Source organism: Shigella flexneri 2a str. 301, assembly GCF_000006925.2.
Classification (GTDB): domain Bacteria; phylum Pseudomonadota; class Gammaproteobacteria; order Enterobacterales; family Enterobacteriaceae; genus ECMA0423.
In genome coordinates, this window is record NC_004337.2 from 1,032,639 (window position 1) to 1,050,552 (window position 17,914).

The following is a 17,914-nucleotide window of genomic DNA, read 5'->3' on the forward strand; positions in this document are numbered from 1 at the left end:
AAATTACCGGCTGAGGCGCTTCGCCCATTCCTGACTGGCGCGCTCCAACATACTGTAGACATGTTCAAATGCGTCCTGACTTTTACGATAGGGATCCGGGATCTCTTTCTGTTCCAGCCATTGCCCAAACAGCATTGTCTTCCCGCGGACCTCGGGAGCAATTGCGGTAACCTGAGCAATATGTTCCGACTCCATTGCCAGAATCAGATCGTAATTTCGTGCCATCTCAGCAGTGAGCTTACGTCCGGCATGTCCTTCAAGAGATACGCCATGATTAGCGGCAACATCTGCCGCTGTCGCATCTGCAGGGTGTTTTACCAGACCATGAACACCTGCCGATTTGACTTTTACGCCCGGCAGACGTTTACGCAGCAAGCGCTCGCCAATGGGCGAACGGCAAATGTTGCCGGTACAAACCACTAGGATTGAGTTAAATTTTAGTTGGGCCATGTTTGAATCCACCGTGAAGTCTCTGTCAGGTCATGCACCCCGGAAATCGTCGGTACCAGCAGAGAAATCACACGGTTCCAACGAGCCAGCGGCGCGGTAGTGACATAAACAATGTCGTAAGGTTCAAGCTGGAATTCCGTTCCGAGTATCATTGCCGATGCGTCCTTCGCATTCAGCTGATAAATATTGGCGATTTTGCCATTCTGCTTGTTTTGCGTTGCACGAATAACAAAAATCCCCGTCGCATCAGCGACATCCTGATTCATACCCTCAGCGTTACCCAGCGCTTCTGCCAGGGTCATACCGCTGCGGTCCATTTTCAGCGTGCTCTGTTTACCCACTTCACCCATCACGAAGACTTTCAGATCATCGTTGCGCGGAATAAATAAAATATCGCCCGGGTGCAGCAGTTTGTTCTGGCGCAAGTCGCCACGCTGCATCAGCGCATAGAGGTTCACTTTGGTCTTTACGCCATTCTGGGTGAGCACCACGTTGCGCCAGTCTGCATCTGCGGTCAGACCGCCCGCGGCGTTAATCGCATCCATGATGGTCAGAGGAATATTGGTAATCGGCTGCTGACCCGATTTGCTGACTTCGCCGGTGACGTACGCTTTTTGCGATCGGAACGCCGCGACGCTGACATCGACTTGCGGGCTTTCAATGACTGAATCGAGACGCGCTGTAATCTCGTTGCGTACCTGGGTAAGTGTTTTCCCGGCCACTTTCAGGCGACCAATATAGGGGTAGAAAATCGCACCATCGGCGTTAACCCAGTTGCCGGTATCACTGGCGCTACGGTATTGCCCTGCGGGGGTGGTTAGTTCCGGGTGATCCCAGACCGTAACCATCAACACATCACCAATCCCGATACGATATTCATAGTTTGCGATTTGCTGCTCCAGCTCCGGGTTAGCCTGCGACATAATCGGTTTGGCGCGCAGCTGATCAATCAATCCTGGCGTGACGGGATAGATATTGACCATTTTGTCCAGGTCATACTGATTGTCAGGTAGTTCAATGACATCCTTGTTACTGGTCGATAAATTCTGACCAGGAACAAGGGTACATGCTGTCAAAGACAGAACAGCCAATGTCAGTACCGAAAACTTAAAAATGTTCTTTTTCATTGGTTTATATTTATCAGTCAATGTAATGTTATGAATTACGTCAGGTTATTGTCCAACCGGTACTTCTCGCTCTGCCGTCATTGGATCGAGCTGGTATTTGCGTGACAGCATTTGTCCACCATCACGCGTCAATGGTGTCCACGAAACCACCGCGCGGTTGCGGTTAGGTCCAATGGTCATCAAGTCGAACGGAATCGAGATATAAAAACCTTTACTAAAGCCGCCTTCGCCGTAGTCATCTTTAGATACGTTACTGATTGCCGCCCATACCCCTACCGCCACGCCGCTGTCAAAGAGTTTGGCGACGTCGATCGTTGCGCCTTTATCTTTTGCCAGATATTGCCCAACGCTAAGTTTCATCAGTACGCCATTGAGCGTCGGCGGGTTCCAGTAAGCCGTCACGAAACCTGTGGGCGTGGAATAATCGGTGAAGCGCATCATGTTGTCCCAGTCACGCTGCTTCACGTAGTTAACGTCCACACCCAGCGCCCAGCTGGCATCTAGCGGGCGATAAAGAAGCTCGGAACCGACACCGGCATACATCGTTTCCAGATAACCGCCATACACCTGGCCATAGAAACCATTGCCTAAGTCGGCAAAGTAATTCGCTTGCAAGTTGTTGAGATAAACGTCATTGCGAACGTAATCACGGATATGCGTGCGCACGCGGGGCAGGGTAGAGTCCGCGGGTAACAGTGAAGACTTAAACTTGTCGTAGTTGTTGTAAATATTGGTGAAAATACCGTCATCAAGCAGCAGGTGGTCGGTAAACCAGTAGCGGGCGCTGGACATCAGCCCCAGCTGGAACATATAGAAATCTTCCGGGCCGCCCAGCGACTGTGAAAGTGTTGGGTTGAAAGAGTAGCTAAAGCGATCTTCACGAATACGGTAGCACCGACCAAAGGCAGAAAGATCTTCTGCTTCAACACGTTGTTGTTGCAGTTGCTCTGATTTACCAGGCGCTGTGCCGGCCAGCTGTTTGCGCAGGCTGGCTACGTCGGTTTCGGTAGTCACCATCGCCATATGCTCGCGCTTTTGCGTCACGCTAATCTTCTCAACGCCTTGCGGCAGGTTATTCACCAGAATCCGGTTGGCACGATCGACCGCTTCGCGAGAGTCACGGTATTTGTATTGCTGACCAGACATATACAGCGTCTTATCGCGTAGCTGAATTTCTGGCGCGTCAAAGCCCGCGTTATACTTCAGGGCGGTAAGTTGGTTTGCTACCGTGGTGTACTGCAAACCTTCAGACTCTGGCGCAGGCTGCCAGGCCGGTTTTGGCGTATCGCGTAGGGCAGGGCGCAGATCGTTGAAATTGGTCCGTAAAGTGAAACCAAACATCAACGTGTTTCCGCGTTCATAACTGAGGTTGAGGTCTGCCCAGCTGGCAGCGCGATAAACTGCACCGACGTTGAAATGGCTTGCCTGAGGCAGTTTGCCAGCGAAATCATTCTGGTAATTGTTGCCGTCGTATTCGAGTTTCAGACGCAGGGGATTCCACGGCGTTTGATACTCAATGCCGCCAAAGATGGAAGCCGGGCCACGAAAGATATCGCTAAAGCTGATATCGCCCGCATCGTGAGACTCTGCGCGATGACAATATTTATCGCTCACCCGGCAAAACGGGTTGGTAATATTGCCCGCATTACCGGCGTAGCCCCATGCCATCCCGAGGGTGAAATCAAATGGCCCCGCTTGCTTGCTGGCCACCAGATATTCACCGTCAAACAAACCCGTACCAGCAATATCACGTTTACCAAACGCCACTTGCGGTAGCCAGTAACCTTCTTCCCACAGGCGAAGTTTAAAATCGAATGATTTGTCTTTGTATGACTGATCGCCGCTGAAATCTTCCCACTGGCTATATTTGCGTGTGCGCACATCCGTATAACGAATGGTGCCTTCCAGCCATGGGAACAGCGCCACGGAGGTGGAGTAGAACCGGTATTGATCGTTATCCCGGTAGTTGACGCTGAATTCACCTTCCGGTGCGATGCGCGCATTTGGCATCTGCAACAATCCTGTGCCGCCAAAGTCTGATTGCGACGAACCCAGCGGATCCGGGTAGGTTAATACTTCAGCATGACAGGCACTGGAGACGGCAATGGCCAGGCAGCTTAAAAGATAAGAATTCTTCTTCATCAGTCAGGAACACGTTGCGTTAAAACAGACACAATCTGGTCATTTAAATCAGCATATTTTTCGGGCAGTACATGCGCAGAAAAGCCCAACCAAAGCTGGCTGCCAGGCGGTGGTTCCACATGTCTTTTATTCCACAGGGCAACAGGGGCGACGACAGTCTCACCCTCAGGCGTAATCACCATAACGTTATTCTTGTCTGCGCCTGCAAGGCGGGGGTGATCTTGCAGATAATCGGTAACGCTACGGCCTGCCTGCCAGGGCAATTGCCCAGCCCCAGAAACCGCACCCAGCAGAGTAATAGTCACCGGACGCTGTACGGTATAGAGCGTATAGTCCCCGACCAACGGGGGATTGCTGTTCTCATCCACTCGTACAAAATCAGGGTCCAGTTTGACCGGTAAGCGACCAGTGATATTGAGATTGAGTAACTGCTGGCGCACGGATTTAATCGTTGCCGCCACATCGTCGTCAGCTTCTGCTTCCCAGGAAGCAAGCTGTGCCATGACATGTTGGTAGTCTTTAAGCGCTTTAGCTTTCGCCGCAGAGTCGGTCAGCAAGGCACCAGGCCACCAGAGGCGATCGCGCAGTTGCGGTTGTGTCACCAACTGGACAACATTTTCCACGGGGCCAACGGAAAGTGTCTGTTGTTCGCTAGGCAGATAAATAGTCACCGTTCCTTGCGCAAAGGCATGGGGTGTCATTACGTAAAGTACGCTGGCAATGAAATACGACTGTAATTTATTCATGGTGCGGGTTTAAGAAACGTCATTTCTACGGGAATAACCCCTGCGCCTAACATTTGCCGACTTTGACGAACCTGGCCAGTAGCCGAATCGACCCAGAATGTGTTTTGCCACTGTTTTTCTGGCAGCGTGGAAGTCACCTCTTCCTGCCAGACATTACACAGCACATTGTGACCCGCAATATTCAGCGTCTCTAATCCAGCAAAGGAAAAAGTAGAACTTAGGGTCGCAGAGCGAAAATGGTTGTCTTCACTCCAGAGAATATCGCGCGTCCAGCGGCTGCCATCTTTTATTGCCAGCGCGTTACGCAGAGGGGCCCGCCCGGGATTTGTCACTTCCAGCAGATTATTATTAAGTTTGACGGTCTTTAAAAGACGTCCATTGTGGGTAACCAGCATGGCGTTATCCTGGGATAACCATTTGCTTTGTTCTTGTTCTATATATCCCAGTACCACAAAGATTCGTTGCCCTTCATTAAGGCGTAAATACATCGTGGAATAAGGCAACGCCTGGATCTGCTGAGCCGCTACAGTGATATCCTGATTATCGAAAAGGCTGGCGCGAAATGTATCGACCATACTTTGCTGGCTGTGCGTACATCCCGCAAGAAATAGTGCGAAAATCGATAAAATAAGAGGGCGCACCTTTAATCCTTGAAAGGTTAATTAAAAAAATGCAAATCTCTAAAGCCCGGTACGAATATCGCAACCGGGTATTATTTAACTTGAATTTCGACGCGTTTAAGCAGAATTAGCGCGTAGTGGACGTGGTGGTTGAGGTGTTATGAGAACCGCCATCGCCACTGTCATTTGCTGCAACTACTGCCAACGTCGCCACACCAACAGCCGTTGCCACACCGACAACTGTCGCCGTGCCGACAGCGCCAGCAGCCACGCCACTAGTGGTAGCCGCAGTCGTGGTTGCACCTGTAGTGGTCGTTGTGGTGCCAGTAGTACCCGTCGTTGCCTCGGTCCCGTTTGCTGCTTCAGGGGCAGCAAACGCAGCTGGCGTCGTCAACATGAAGGCCATAAGGATTGCAGAAAGCTTGTGTTTCATAACTTTTCCTTTATTCATCGCATGGACAATACGTACGCTTGAGATCAGGATTGTCTACTTTGAGTATAACATCCTTGTGAAATCTCCCTTTCCTCATACCGCTAGCACTATATACTGCGGGTGGGAAAGGCGCGCAGAGGGAAATATAAGATTGTTAACGATTTCCCTCTGGAAATACGACTTGTGAGCATAAGATAAATCTTAGAAAAATACGAATTAAAGATAAGAAAATTGTTACGAAAGCTATTAATTATTGTTGGTAATATAGTTTCAAGTGGTACTATAACTGGCTGTTAAATGGCATTTATAACTATTAGGTGCAGAGATATTCGCTTAAATGGATTAGTTTCTTAGTGGAAAAGTAACTGATGTTATAATGTATGGTGTTGACTATTGAACTATTCCAATAAAACCAGTCAGCTTTAAACAAGCAGCGTCATATTAAGAGAGATAAACATTTGCCGCTGTTGGTCCTCGCAGGCCATTTACGCGGCAAAATTCCACGCGTAATCCTGGTATAAGCACTTCTGCGTCGCGGGGAGTGAATGCGGAAATATGGACCTGGACTTCTTTACGACCGTCGGAGGGGATAATGAATCCTTTGCCGCTTTTGCGATCAAAGGTTTTGACAATTCCTGTCATTTTACGGGACAAACAAATTCCTTACTGAAAATACTGCGCTGCACTATACGGGGTTAATAAAATAAAGCCAGCGATATTTAAGACCGCCGGACGGCTAAAATAAAATTTGCTTAATCTCAATTATCATGCCTTAATAGCTGCGTCGGTTTGAAAGACAGACAGCATACAAAGTAGTTTACTAAAGCAGTTCTCATTATCAGGCATTATCCCCTTCTTTTGAGTCTCTCTCCTGAACACTAAGTGGTTTCTGTATTAAAGCCCTGTTTGCCGAAAGGCCCAAAATGAAGGAAGTAAAATATGTCTAATAAAATGACTGGTTTAGTAAAATGGTTTAACGCAGATAAAGGTTTTGGCTTTATCACTCCTGATGATGGCAGCAAAGACGTTTTCGTCCATTTCACCGCCATCCAGAGCAATGAATTCCGCACGCTGAACGAAAATCAGAAAGTTGAATTTTCTATTGAGCAGGGGCAACGTGGCCCCGCGGCAGCGAACGTTGTTACGCTCTAAGGTTGCCATTATTACTCAACATCTCCATTTCCGCTGTCCATGTTGTCATGGTTCACAGTACCGCACATCGGCATTCGATGTGACGGAGCGAAACCCTTTGGGCGCTAAGTGTATTTTTTGTAAATCGACTATGATCACCTTTGATAACGTCGCGCTGCAAATACGCACTGACCATGCGCCGCTGGATTTCACAAAATAATATCAGGCTCCCTCGTGGAGCCTTTTTTATATCTGCCTTATTTTTCTTCAACGCTGTATGTATAGTAAGCGATAACCTGTTGATTATTGAATCTTTCGGGAAGATGGCTTATAACATTTCTTACCTGACCAGGGTACCGGGAACCAACACCTTACTGGCGTGTTGCTGTCTTTCAAGACCAGACGAGGTTAACAGTGAATATTGAAGAGTTAAAAAAACAAGCCGAAACGGAAATCGCCGACTTTATCGCGCAAAAAATCGCCGAGCTGAACAAGAATACAGGGAAAGAAGTCTCTGAAATTCGCTTCATCGCACGAGAAAAAATGACCGGGCTTGAAAGTTATGATGTCAAAATCAAAATAATGTGATTTTGTGAACATCACCCCGTGCGAGGTGATGTTCCGCTTGTTGCTAATTTAGTGACCAATCATTGGCGCTTGTGGAATTAAGCGTCGGTACAATTCCTCCGGCACCGGGCTTTGCCATACTCCCGCATACATTGCGTAACCAATCACCGCAAACATAATCCCCAGAACCAGTAGCGTCATTAACCAGCCAGACAACGCAAAGGCTTTTTTATTTGCTGCAGGTTTTTGCAGTGAAAAGGTCAATGTTGAGGCTACCGGACATGACTCTACGCAAGTCATACAGCCGGTACATTCCACTGTTCGTACCTGAATTAATTTATCTACCGGGATCCGTGATGGGCACTTTTTTGCGCATTTGCCACAATCGATACAACTTTCGGCATTGCGACGAATCTTAAACGGCGACAATAGCGAAACCACGCCCATCAGCGCGCCATATGGGCAAAGATAACGACACCAGGCATGGCGAATAAACAGGCTGGCAATCAGCAAAACGGTCACGCTGATTAATGTCGCGGTCCCCATATGACGAAAGAAATCGAGCATTTTAACGTCCATCACCACGCTATAGGGCGACAACATAAAATAGTGAATCGCCTGAGCGGGCATCAATAACGCGATATAGAGAAATAAACTCAACAGCAAATACTTCACGCCGCGCAGAGGAATATCCAGCCAGCGGGGAAGGACACATTGCCGACCAAACAGTTTGTTACCGAGATCGCCGATTAATTCAGAAAGCGTACCAACCGGGCATAACCATGAGCAAAAGGCCTTTTTGAGTAATAGACTGATGACGATAAAAGCGACCAATAACAGCATCGCGGCGGCGTGGACGGACGGTAACTGACCTGTTGCAAGGCTATATTTCAGATTCATCAGACCGGCAATCGGTAGCCAGCCTTCGATACCTCCCGGTCTGGCGACAAATGTCGTACTACCTGCCGTTTCGTAATAGCGCACCCAATACCAGAACGTGATGGCAATATAAATATTCATTGCCAATAGTAAGAATTGCGTCGCTTTACGCCAGGTCGTGGCATTGCGCCAGTCATTCCACGGTAATTTGCCGCCCGTCGTGCCTGGCCGCCGCTGCCAGCGGGTTCTTTTTTTCTCTGCCATGATTTTGCCAGTCCGTTAAGTTGCATACCAAATGCCACTATTCTAGTTATTCTTAACTGGCTGATATTGATTCAAATCGCGTTCAGGTCTTTCTTATTCAATCATGCTTCCAGAGCGGCAACACTGCGTGTAATTTCTTCGTGTGGAAGGGGGGCAGATAATGGCTGCTGCTCCAGTTGTGCGCATAGCTGACTGGCGCTACGCATTCCCAGACTCGAGCAACTGCTTTTTAGCTGATGCGCGGCACGCTTTATTTTCTCGCTGTCCTGGCTGGCGCGGGCAATGTCGATTTCATCGAGAAGCGGCAGGGCATGTTGTTTAAATAATGCCAGCCATTCGTGGATCTTCTCCGTCCCCATTAACTGAGCGTCTTCATTGAGTTGCGAGACATCCAGTGGTAGATCGTTATTGGCTTGCAGTTGGAGATAGTGCGCCAGTAACTGACCGAGCACTTCACGCGGCACCGGTTTAGGGATAATCCCGCGAAATAGTGAACTGGTACGCTGGCGCAGCGTTTCGTCAATGACATGGGCGCTAAAGCCAATCAAAACCAGCGACGGATATTGCTGTGCCAGTTGCCGGGCAAGGGTAATGCCGTCGATATCCGGCAGATCAAAATCCACCAGTGCGGCAGCAAACGGTTCGCTATTTTGCAGTGTCTCTAAAGCCTGCGCGGCATTGCCAATAGCAACAACCTGCGCACCACTGGTGTTCAGCATCTCAACGGTAATTCGCTGGGTTAGCGGGTTATCTTCAATTAACAGCAAACGTAAACCGTCAAGACGCACCGCCTGATTGGCTGTTTTTGGCACGGGTGCAGTGGCAACACGTAACGGCAAGCGTAAACAAAAACAGCTTCCAACCTCCGGCGTGCTGGTGGCGCTCAGTTCGCCGCCCATCGCCTGGGCCAGACGGCTACTGATAGTCAGCCCCAGCCCGGTGCCGCCGCGTTTGCCGCTTACCTGCACAAATGGCTGGAAGATTTCTGCCAGTTTCGCGGGATCAATACCGCAGCCGCTGTCTTCCACTTCGACCAGCCATTGCTCGCCATCAGTGCGACTACGCAGGATAATGTGCCCTTCGTCAGTAAAACGCAGGGCATTGCTCAATAGGTTGGTAATGACCTGACGAATACGTCGTGGATCGCCCATTAACGCGCTCGGTACATCATCGGCAATTGCCGTTGCCAGGCGAATCGGGCGACCTTTCACCCGTCCGCTCATTAATTGCAGGGTACTTTCCAGCAGCGGGCGCGGTTCAAAGGGCTCATCGCTGACTGAAACATTTTTGCCACCTGCTTCGATAGCCGAATAATCGAGAATATCGTTGAGGATGGTCAGCAACGATTCGCCAGAGTCGGTAATCGCCTGCAAATCATCACGCTGGGCGTTAAGTGCGGGGTTATCTGCCAGCAGTTGAGCAGTGCCGAGAATACCGTACAGCGGTGTGCGGATCTCATGGCTCATCGCCGTCAGAAACGCCGATTTTGCCTGGCTGGCTTTTTCTGCTTCCGCCCGTGCCTGTCGGTGTTCTATCACCAGTTCCTGCAATTCAGCTGTACGCGCTTTGACCTGCGCCGCCAGCTGTTCGCGGTGGCGATTCAGTGCATGAACACTGCTGCGAAACGCATCCATCAGCCGCCCGATGGTATCCAGCTCCCGTACGCCAGCGGTTTCCGGGAAAGGGGAGTCAATATCACCGTCCAGCAGCCGTTGCAGCGCCTGCGTTTGTTCGGCAAGTGGACGCGTGAATGAGCGATAAACCACGCGCCAGAGGATCATAATCAGTGCGCAAAGTGAAACCATCCCCAGCAATAACAGGCTGTATTGCCCGCGTGCACTGGCTTTTTCCAGATGTGCCAGTCCATGCTGATTGTGCAGCTCAATGGTGTCGACCAGCTGACTGACTTCGCTACTAAACTGCGCGAACTGGGCGATATTATTTTGGGCGAGAGTTTGCAGGTGATTGCTGATTTCACTGTCCTGCTGGAACAGCGCCAACAGATCGCTATATTGGCTAACGGTAGTTAACGTTGTTGCGACCTGCGCACGAACTCCCGGATCTTCAATGCGTATTTGCCGACGTTGCAGAATTTTCACCGCATTATTGAGCTGCTTTTCCAGCGTTGGTGCATTTTTCTGGATCTGCTCCAGCCCCAGATTCATCACCATTTGCTGCACCCGCAGAGCGCTAAGGCGCAGTTCATTCATCTGGTTAACATACTCAAGATCGATATCAATCAGCCGATCGAGTGCACTTTCAGCAGCCTGACGCTGATCTTGTTCGATCAAATCGTAAATCCCGGCCTGGGTCGCTCCAGCGGAAGTTGTCGCATTATTCGCCTGACCTTGCTCCAGGCGTGCGATCTCATCGGCGGCAGCTATCTGCTGACTGAGTTGCCGTTGTTGCTGGCGTAGTTGCAGACGCCGCCCCACCAGTTCCCCTTGCTGACGTAATGAACGGGAGATCTCCTGCTCCTGTTGTTCAATAGCGGTGGTATCAAAACCTTGTTCCCGTAACGCTTGCAGCAACGCATTAATCTTCAGGCTTTATGCGGTGAGCATTCGCCCCTGCGCCTGCCACATCTTTTCGTTATCGGCACTGGTCAGGTTCTGCGCGGCGAAAAGTTCCCAGGCGCTGGCTTCGCTCAACTGGCGCGCCATATTCATGGTAGGAATCAATGCCTGAGTATTGTCTTTTTCCACCTGGCTGATAAAGCGCAGGTTGTACCATCCCACCAGGGTACTGGTCAGGGTTAACAGCGCCATCAGGGCAAAGCCCATCCAGAGTCTTCGGGTCAGGGTTAAATTCACGGTCGGTGCACTTAAGGTGAAAAAGGTTGAGTCGCAAAGTGGAATGCATCTAGCATAAAGCCTTATTATTGATGAGGCTATCATGCGCGTACTGCTATTTTTACTTCTTTCCCTTTTCATGTTGTCGGCATTTTCGGCTGATAACCTGTTGCGCTGGCATGATGCGCAGCATTTCACGGTGCAAGCCTCTATGCCGCTTAAAGCCAAACGCGTATGGAAACTGTGCGCGCTTTATCCCAGCCTGAAAGATTCATACTGGTTATCGTTGAACTATGGTATGCAGGAGGCTGCTCGCCGCTACGGTGTGGATTTAAAAGTGCTGGAGGCAGGCGGCTACAGCCAGTTGGCTACCCAGCAAGCACAAATCGACCAGTGTAAACAGTGGGGCGCAGAGGCCATTTTGCTCGGTAGTAGCACGACGTCATTTCCCGACCTGCAAAAGCAGGTAGCAAATCTGCCGGTGATCGAACTGGTAAATGCTCTTGATGATCCCCAGGTGAAAAGCCGCGTTGGTGTACCCTGGTTTCAGATGGGCTATCAACCTGGGCGATATTTGGTGCAATGGGCGCACGGTAAACCACTGAACGTGCTGCTGATGCCCGGACCCGATAACGCCGGGGGCAGTAAGGAGATGGTCGAGGGTTTTCGCGCAGCCATTGCCGGAAGCCCGGTGCGTATTGTTGATATTGCGCTTGGTGATAACGATATTGAAATCCAGCGCAACCTGTTGCAGGAGATGCTGGAACGCCACCCAGAAATCGACGTCGTTGCCGGAACGGCCATTGCGGCAGAGGCGGCAATGGGTGAAGGGCGTAACCTGAAAACGCCGCTTACCGTGGTGTCGTTTTATCTTTCACATCAGGTGTATCGCGGGCTGAAGCGGGGAAGAGTGATTATGGCTGCCAGCGATCAAATGGTCTGGCAGGGGGAACTGGCAGTTGAGCAGGCCATCAGGCAATTACAGGGGCAATCGGTGTCTGATAATGTCAGCCCACCGATTTTAGTTCTGACGCCGAAAAATGCCGACCGAGAACATATCCGCCGCTCGCTGTCACCGGGGGGATTTCGTCCGGTCTATTTTTATCAGCACACATCAGCGGCTAAGAAATAACCTTCACCATGTTGCGTCACCAGTAAATCCGCGCTGAGTTTATGACGTAAACGACGAATTAACACATCGACGGTGCGCAGGTCAGGGTTTTCCACCCGACGCGCAGAAAGCATACGCAGCAGACGCTCACGGCTGAGAATTTCGCCCGGATTAGTCACAAATGCCACCAACATTTCATACTCTGCGCGGGTCAGTTTAATCGGCTCGCCATCCCGCTCCAGCGTATGGCGCGACACATTCAGGCAATAACCCGCAAAGCGATAGCAGTAGTCCTGAGTGTGCGGTTGAGCTTGTCGCGCGAGGTCGATTCGCCAGAGCAGATTTTTCACCCGTACTACCAGTTCGCGCAGTTCCAGCGGTTTGGTGACGTAATCGTCTGCGCCCATTTCCAGCCCAACAATACGGTCAATCCGATCGCTGCGTCCGGTAACCAGAATAATCCCCACCGTTGAGCGTTCTCGCAGGGCGCGGGTTAACATCAGGCCATTTTCATCGGGTAAGTTGATATCCAGCAGAATTAAATCTACCGGCTGATTCTGCATAATTTCCCGTAGCCCGGCACCGCTCGCCGTAACGGAAACGGTATACCCCTCCTGAGTGAAGTAGGATTGTAATCGCGCCTGGGTAACCGGCTTATCTTCAACAATAACAATGTGATGTGGCATCAGAGGGTTTTACTCATTCTGTTCATATCTGTTCATATTTGCTCATTAAGATCGCTTCACTAAACCATAATTCTACAGGGGTTATTATGCGGAAACTCTGGAACGCGCTACGCCGACCCAGTGCTCGTTGGTCGGTACTGGCGCTGGTCGCAATTGGGATTGTGATTGGCATTGCGCTGATTGTATTGCCACACGTTGGGATCAAAGTCACCAGCACAACCGAATTTTGTGTCAGTTGCCACAGTATGCAACCGGTGTATGAAGAATATAAACAGTCGGTGCATTTCCAGAACGCCTCCGGCGTGCGAGCTGAATGCCATGACTGTCATATCCCGCCGGATATTCCAGGCATGGTGAAGCGCAAACTGGAAGCGAGCAACGACATTTACCAGACCTTTATTGCCCACTCCATTGATACACCTGAAAAATTCGAAGCCAAACGCGCGGAACTTGCCGAGCGTGAATGGGCGCGAATGAAAGAAAACAACTCGGCAACCTGTCGCTCCTGCCATAACTACGATGCGATGGATCATGCCAGGCAGCATCCTGAAGCGGCACGTCAGATGAAGGTGGCAGCGAAAGATAATCAATCCTGCATCGACTGTCATAAAGGTATTGCCCACCAGTTACCGGATATGAGTAGCGGCTTCCGTAAGCAGTTCGATGAGCTGCGCGCCAGTGCTAATGACAGTGGTGACACGCTGTACTCTATTGATATTAAGCCAATTTATGCGGCGAAAGGCGATAAAGAAGCCTCTGGTTCTCTGCTGCCTGCTTCGGAAGTGAAAGTCCTTAAACGTGACGGCGACTGGCTGCAAATTGAAATTACCGGCTGGACGGAAAGCGCCGGACGTCAGCGTGTACTCACCCAATTCCCAGGTAAACGCATCTTTGTTGCCTCGATTCGTGGTGATGTGCAGCAGCAGGTGAAAACGCTGGAGAAAACCACCGTTGCCGACACCAATACCGAGTGGAGCAAGTTGCAGGCCACCGCGTGGATGAAGAAAGGCGACATGGTGAACGATATCAAACCGATCTGGGCCTATGCGGATTCGTTGTACAACGGCACCTGTAACGAGTGCCACGGCGCACCGGAAATCGCCCACTTTGACGCTAACGGTTGGATCGGCACGCTCAACGGCATGATTGGCTTTACCAGTCTCGATAAACGTGAAGAACGCACTTTGTTGAAATATCTGCAAATGAATGCGTCTGACACCGCAGGTAAGGCTCACGGCGATAAGAAGGAAGAAAAATAATGAACAATAACGATCTCTTTCAGGCATCACGTCGGCGTTTTCTGGCACAACTCGGCGGCTTAACCGTCGCCGGGATGCTGGGGCCGTCATTGTTAACGCCGCGCCGTGCAACTGCGGCGCAAGCGGCGACTGAGGCTGTCATCTCGAAAGAGGGCATTCTTACCGGGTCGCACTGGGGGGCTATCCGCGCGATGGTGAAGGATGGTCGCTTTGTGGCGGCAAAACCGTTCGAACTGGATAAATATCCGTCGAAAATGATCGCCGGATTGCCGGATCACGTACACAACGCGGCACGTATTCGTTATCCGATGGTACGCGTGGACTGGCTGCGTAAGCGCCATCTGAGCGACACCTCCCAGCGCGGTGATAACCGTTTTGTGCGCGTGAGCTGGGATGAAGCCCTCGACATGTTCTATGAAGAACTGGAACGCGTACAGAAAACTCACGGGCCGAGTGCCTTGCTGACCGCCAGTGGTTGGCAATCGACGGGGATGTTCCATAACGCTTCGGGGATGCTGGCGAAAGCTATTGCCTTGCATGGTAATAGCGTTGGTACGGGCGGAGATTACTCTACCGGTGCTGCGCAGGTGATCCTGCCGCGCGTAGTCGGTTCAATGGAAGTGTATGAACAGCAAACCTCCTGGCCGCTGGTATTGCAGAACAGCAAAACCATTGTGCTGTGGGGCTCCGATTTGCTGAAAAACCAGCAAGCGAACTGGTGGTGCCCGGATCACGATGTTTATGAATATTACGAGCAGCTAAAAGCGAAAGTCGCCGCCGGTGAAGTTGAGGTCATCAGCATCGATCCGGTTGTCACATCCACCCATGAGTATCTGGGGCGCGAGCATGTGAAGCACATTGCGGTTAACCCGCAAACTGACGTGCCGCTGCAACTGGCGCTGGCACATACGCTGTACAGTGAAAACCTGTACGACAAAAACTTCCTCGCTAACTACTGTGTGGGTTTTGAGCAGTTCCTGCCGTATCTGCTGGGTGAGAAAGACGGTCAGCCGAAAGATGCCGCATGGGCTGAAAAACTGACCGGCATTGATGCCGAAACCATTCGTGGGCTGGCGCGGCAGATGGCGGCGAACAGAACGCAAATTATTGCTGGCTGGTGCGTGCAGCGTATGCAGCACGGTGAACAGTGGGCGTGGATGATTGTGGTTCTGGCGGCGATGCTGGGGCAAATTGGCCTGCCAGGTGGTGGTTTTGGCTGGCACTACAACGGCGCAGGCACGCCGGGGCGTAAAGGCGTTATTCTGAGTGGTTTCTCCGGCTCTACGTCGATTCCGCCTGTTCACGACAACAGTGACTACAAAGGCTACAGCAGCACTATTCCGATTGCCCGTTTTATCGATGCGATCCTCGAACCGGGGAAAGTGATCAACTGGAACGGTAAATCGGTAAAACTGCCGCCGCTGAAAATGTGTATTTTTGCCGGAACTAACCCATTCCATCGCCATCAGCAGATCAACCGCATTATTGAAGGCTGGCGCAAGCTGGAAACGGTTATCGCCATAGATAACCAGTGGACCTCAACCTGCCGCTTTGCCGATATCGTGCTGCCTGCGACCACGCAGTTTGAGCGTAACGATCTCGACCAGTACGGCAACCACTCCAACCGTGGCATTATCGCCATGAAACAGGTGGTGCCGCCGTAGTTCGAGGCGCGCAACGACTTTGATATTTTCCGCGAGCTGTGCCGTCGCTTTAATCGTGAAGAAGCCTTTACCGAAGGGCTGGACGAAATGGGCTGGCTGAAACGCATCTGGCAGGAAGGTGTACAACAAGGCAAAGGACGCGGCGTTCATCTGCCAGCGTTTGATGACTTCTGGAATAACAAAGAGTACGTCGAGTTTGACCATCCGCAGATGTTTGTTCGCCACCAGGCATTCCGCGAAGATCCGGATCTCGAACCGCTGGGCACGCCGAGTGGCCTGATTGAGATCTACTCGAAAACCATCGCCGATATGAACTACGACGATTGTCAGGGGCATCCGATGTGGTTTGAGAAAATCGAACGCTCCCACGGTGGGCCCGGCTCGCAGAAGTATCCGTTGCATCTGCAATCTGTGCATCCGGATTTCCGACTTCACTCGCAGCTATGTGAGTCGGAAACGCTGCGTCAGCAATATACGGTAGCGGGTAAAGAGCCAGTGTTCATTAACCCGCAGGATGCCAGCGCGCGCGGTATTCGTAACGGTGATGTGGTACGCGTCTTTAACGCTCGCGGTCAGGTGTTGGCAGGAGCAGTAGTTTCTGACCGCTATGCACCCGGCGTGGCGCGAATTCACGAAGGGGCATGGTACGATCCAGATAAAGGCGGCGAGCCTGGTGCGCTGTGCAAATACGGTAACCCCAACGTGCTGACCATCGACATCGGGACTTCGCAGCTGGCGCAGGCGACCAGTGCGCACACTACGCTGGTGGAAATTGAGAAGTACAATGGAACAGTGGAGCAGGTGACGGCGTTTAACGGCCCCGTGGAGATGGTGGCGCAGTGCGAATATGTTCCCGCGTCGCAGGTGAAATCATGACCACGCTGACAGCACAACAGATTGCCTGTGTTTACGCCTGGCTGGCGCAGTTGTTCTCCCGTGAACTGGACGATGAACAACTGACGCAAATCGCCAGTGCGCAGATGGCTGAATGGTTTTCGTTGCTGAAAAGCGAACCGCCGCTCACTGCGGCGGTGAATGATCTGGAAAACAGTATTGCCACGCTGGTAATGACTCCAACTTACTGATAGTGTTTTATGTTCAGATAATGCCCGATGACCTTGTCATGCAGCTCCACCGATTTTGAGAACGACAGTGACTTCCGTCCCAGCCTTGCCAGATGTTGTCTCAGATTCAGATTATGTCGCTCAATGCGCTGAGTGTAACGCTTGCTGATAACGTGCAGCTTTCCCTTCAGGCGTGATTCATACAGCGGCCAGCCATCCGTCATCCATACCACGACCTCAAAGGCCGACAGCAGGCTCAGAAGACGCTCCAGTGTGGCCAGAGTGCGTTCACCGAAGACGTGCGCCACAACCGTCCTCCGTATCCTGTCATACGCGTAAAACAGCCAGCGCTGACGTGATTTAGCACCGACGTAGCCCCAATGTTCGTCCATTTCAGCGCAGACAATCACATCACTGCCCGGTTGTATGCGCGAGGTTACCGACTGCGGCCTGAGTTTTTTAAGTGACGTAAAACCGTGTTGAGGCCAACGCCCATAATGCGTGCGCTGGCGCGACATCCGACGCCATTCATGGCCATATCAATGATTTTCTGGTGCGTATCGGGCTGAGAGGCGGTGTAAGTGAACTGTAGTTGCCATGTTTTACGGCAATGAGAGCAGAGATAGCGCTGATGTCCGGCAGTGCTTTTGCCGTTACGCACCACGCCTTCAGTAGCGGAGCAGGAAGGACATCTGATGGAAATGGAAGCCACGCAAGCACCTTAAAATCACCATCATACACTAAATCAGTAAGTTGGCAGCATTACCTGCCACGCTGACAGTACGTGACGATGCCCGTCTGGAACTGGCCGCTGACTTTTGCGGCCTGTTTCTGATGACCGACAAACAAGCGGCGCTGCCGTATGCATCGGCCTACAAACAGGACGAGCAAGAGATTAAACGCTTGTTAGTTGAGGCAGGGATGGAAACCAGTGGCAATTTCAACGAACCGGCAGATCATCTGGCGATCTATCTCGAGT

The 17,914-nt window shown here is 51.2% G+C and carries 17 protein-coding genes, 1 pseudogene and 3 other annotated features (1 of these 21 running past the window's edge); of the genes and pseudogenes, 6 read left to right on the top strand and 12 right to left on the bottom strand.

Annotated features, from left to right (window positions below):
* Positions 1 to 3 precede the first annotated feature (3 nt).
* The 7 genes from yccY to cspH all read right to left on the bottom strand — a co-directional run bounded on the left by yccY (position 4) and on the right by cspH (position 6,172).
* Positions 4 to 462, bottom strand: coding sequence for a phosphatase (yccY, locus tag SF0984; protein NP_706905.3), 459 nt, complete (start codon positions 460 to 462; stop codon positions 4 to 6).
* The gene (gene yccZ, locus SF0985; RefSeq protein NP_706906.2) at positions 438 to 1,577 is read right to left on the bottom strand and encodes a polysaccharide export protein Wza; all 1,140 of its coding nucleotides are present in this window, start codon (positions 1,575 to 1,577) and stop codon (positions 438 to 440) included. The genes yccY and yccZ overlap by 25 nt, the downstream gene beginning before the upstream one ends.
* A gap of 45 nt (positions 1,578 to 1,622) precedes the next feature.
* Entirely contained in the window at positions 1,623 to 3,719 is a 2,097-nt protein-coding gene (gene ymcA / locus SF0986) for a hypothetical protein (protein NP_706907.1), read from the bottom strand.
* The gene (ymcB, locus tag SF0987) at positions 3,719 to 4,465 is read right to left on the bottom strand and encodes a hypothetical protein (protein ID NP_706908.1); all 747 of its coding nucleotides are present in this window, start codon (positions 4,463 to 4,465) and stop codon (positions 3,719 to 3,721) included. Before ymcB ends, ymcA begins: the two co-directional genes overlap by 1 nt.
* Entirely contained in the window at positions 4,462 to 5,106 is a 645-nt protein-coding gene (ymcC, locus tag SF0988; RefSeq protein NP_706909.1) for a regulator, read from the bottom strand. The genes ymcB and ymcC overlap by 4 nt, the downstream gene beginning before the upstream one ends.
* Before the next feature lie 106 nt (positions 5,107 to 5,212).
* On the bottom strand, positions 5,213 to 5,536 hold the full coding sequence (gene ymcD / locus SF0989) for a hypothetical protein (protein ID NP_706910.2): 324 nt from the start codon (positions 5,534 to 5,536) through the stop codon (positions 5,213 to 5,215).
* Between the two features lie 423 nt (positions 5,537 to 5,959).
* The gene (gene cspH / locus SF0990) at positions 5,960 to 6,172 is read right to left on the bottom strand and encodes a cold shock-like protein CspH (RefSeq protein ID NP_706911.1); all 213 of its coding nucleotides are present in this window, start codon (positions 6,170 to 6,172) and stop codon (positions 5,960 to 5,962) included.
* Positions 6,173 to 6,469: 297 nt separating this feature from the next.
* On the opposite strand from cspH, the gene cspG reads away from it, so the two are divergent.
* The 3 genes from cspG (at position 6,470) to yccL (ending at position 7,237) form a co-directional block, all read left to right on the top strand.
* The gene (gene cspG / locus SF0991; RefSeq protein ID NP_706912.2) at positions 6,470 to 6,670 is read left to right on the top strand and encodes a cold shock protein CspG; all 201 of its coding nucleotides are present in this window, start codon (positions 6,470 to 6,472) and stop codon (positions 6,668 to 6,670) included.
* 173 nt (positions 6,671 to 6,843) lie between these two features.
* On the top strand, positions 6,844 to 7,074 hold the full coding sequence (ymcE, locus tag SF0992) for a cold shock gene (protein NP_706913.1): 231 nt from the start codon (positions 6,844 to 6,846) through the stop codon (positions 7,072 to 7,074).
* Positions 7,064 to 7,237, top strand: coding sequence for a hypothetical protein (gene yccL / locus SF0993; protein NP_706914.1), 174 nt, complete (start codon positions 7,064 to 7,066; stop codon positions 7,235 to 7,237). Before ymcE ends, yccL begins: the two co-directional genes overlap by 11 nt.
* Before the next feature lie 48 nt (positions 7,238 to 7,285).
* On the opposite strand, the gene yccM is transcribed toward yccL, so the two are convergent.
* Positions 7,286 to 8,359, bottom strand: coding sequence for a hypothetical protein (gene yccM / locus SF0994; protein NP_706915.2), 1,074 nt, complete (start codon positions 8,357 to 8,359; stop codon positions 7,286 to 7,288).
* Positions 8,360 to 8,460: 101 nt separating this feature from the next.
* The gene (locus SF0995; protein NP_706916.1) at positions 8,461 to 10,890 is read right to left on the bottom strand and encodes a histidine protein kinase/phosphatase; all 2,430 of its coding nucleotides are present in this window, start codon (positions 10,888 to 10,890) and stop codon (positions 8,461 to 8,463) included.
* Positions 10,891 to 11,254: 364 nt separating this feature from the next.
* On the opposite strand from SF0995, the gene torT reads away from it, so the two are divergent.
* Positions 11,255 to 12,283, top strand: coding sequence for a TMAO reductase system periplasmic protein TorT (gene torT, locus SF0996; protein NP_706917.1), 1,029 nt, complete (start codon positions 11,255 to 11,257; stop codon positions 12,281 to 12,283).
* On the opposite strand, the gene torR is transcribed toward torT, so the two are convergent.
* Positions 12,256 to 12,948 (bottom strand): DNA-binding transcriptional regulator TorR, encoded by a 693-nt coding sequence (gene torR, locus SF0998; RefSeq protein ID NP_706918.1) that lies wholly within the window; start codon positions 12,946 to 12,948, stop codon positions 12,256 to 12,258. The genes torT and torR overlap by 28 nt on opposite strands.
* An 86-nt stretch (positions 12,949 to 13,034) precedes the next feature.
* On the opposite strand from torR, the gene torC reads away from it, so the two are divergent.
* Both torC and torA read left to right on the top strand, forming a co-directional pair.
* A complete protein-coding gene (gene torC, locus SF0997) occupies positions 13,035 to 14,207 on the top strand; it encodes a trimethylamine N-oxide reductase cytochrome c-type subunit (RefSeq protein NP_706919.2) in 1,173 nt (390 codons plus the stop codon).
* Positions 14,207 to 16,747, top strand: a sequence feature (Similar to Escherichia coli K12 trimethylamine N-oxide reductase subunit gi: 1787231 (849 aa). BLAST with identity of 98% in 847 aa. This CDS contains an in-frame stop codon. The sequence has been checked and is believed to be correct.). Its footprint overlaps the gene before it by 1 nt.
* Positions 14,207 to 16,747, top strand: a pseudogene (torA, locus tag SF0999). Its footprint overlaps the feature before it by 2,541 nt. Before torC ends, torA begins: the two are co-directional and overlap by 1 nt.
* Positions 16,744 to 17,914: a sequence feature (Similar to Escherichia coli K12 part of trimethylamine-N-oxide oxidoreductase gi: 1787232 (200 aa). BLAST with identity of 97% in 459 aa. This CDS has been disrupted by insertion. The sequence has been checked and is believed to be correct.), on the top strand (it continues 206 nt past the right edge of the window). Its footprint overlaps the pseudogene before it by 4 nt.
* Positions 16,935 to 17,702 (bottom strand) — a mobile genetic element. It overlaps the preceding feature by 768 nt.
* Here the strand turns inward: torA and insB are convergent.
* Positions 16,950 to 17,345 (bottom strand): insertion element IS1 protein InsB, encoded by a 396-nt coding sequence (gene insB / locus SF1001; RefSeq protein ID NP_706920.1) that lies wholly within the window; start codon positions 17,343 to 17,345, stop codon positions 16,950 to 16,952. It overlaps the preceding feature by 396 nt.
* Positions 17,372 to 17,647 carry an insertion element IS1 protein InsA gene (gene insA, locus SF1002; protein ID NP_706921.1) on the bottom strand — a complete coding sequence of 92 codons (276 nt, stop codon included), beginning with the start codon at positions 17,645 to 17,647 and terminating at the stop codon, positions 17,372 to 17,374.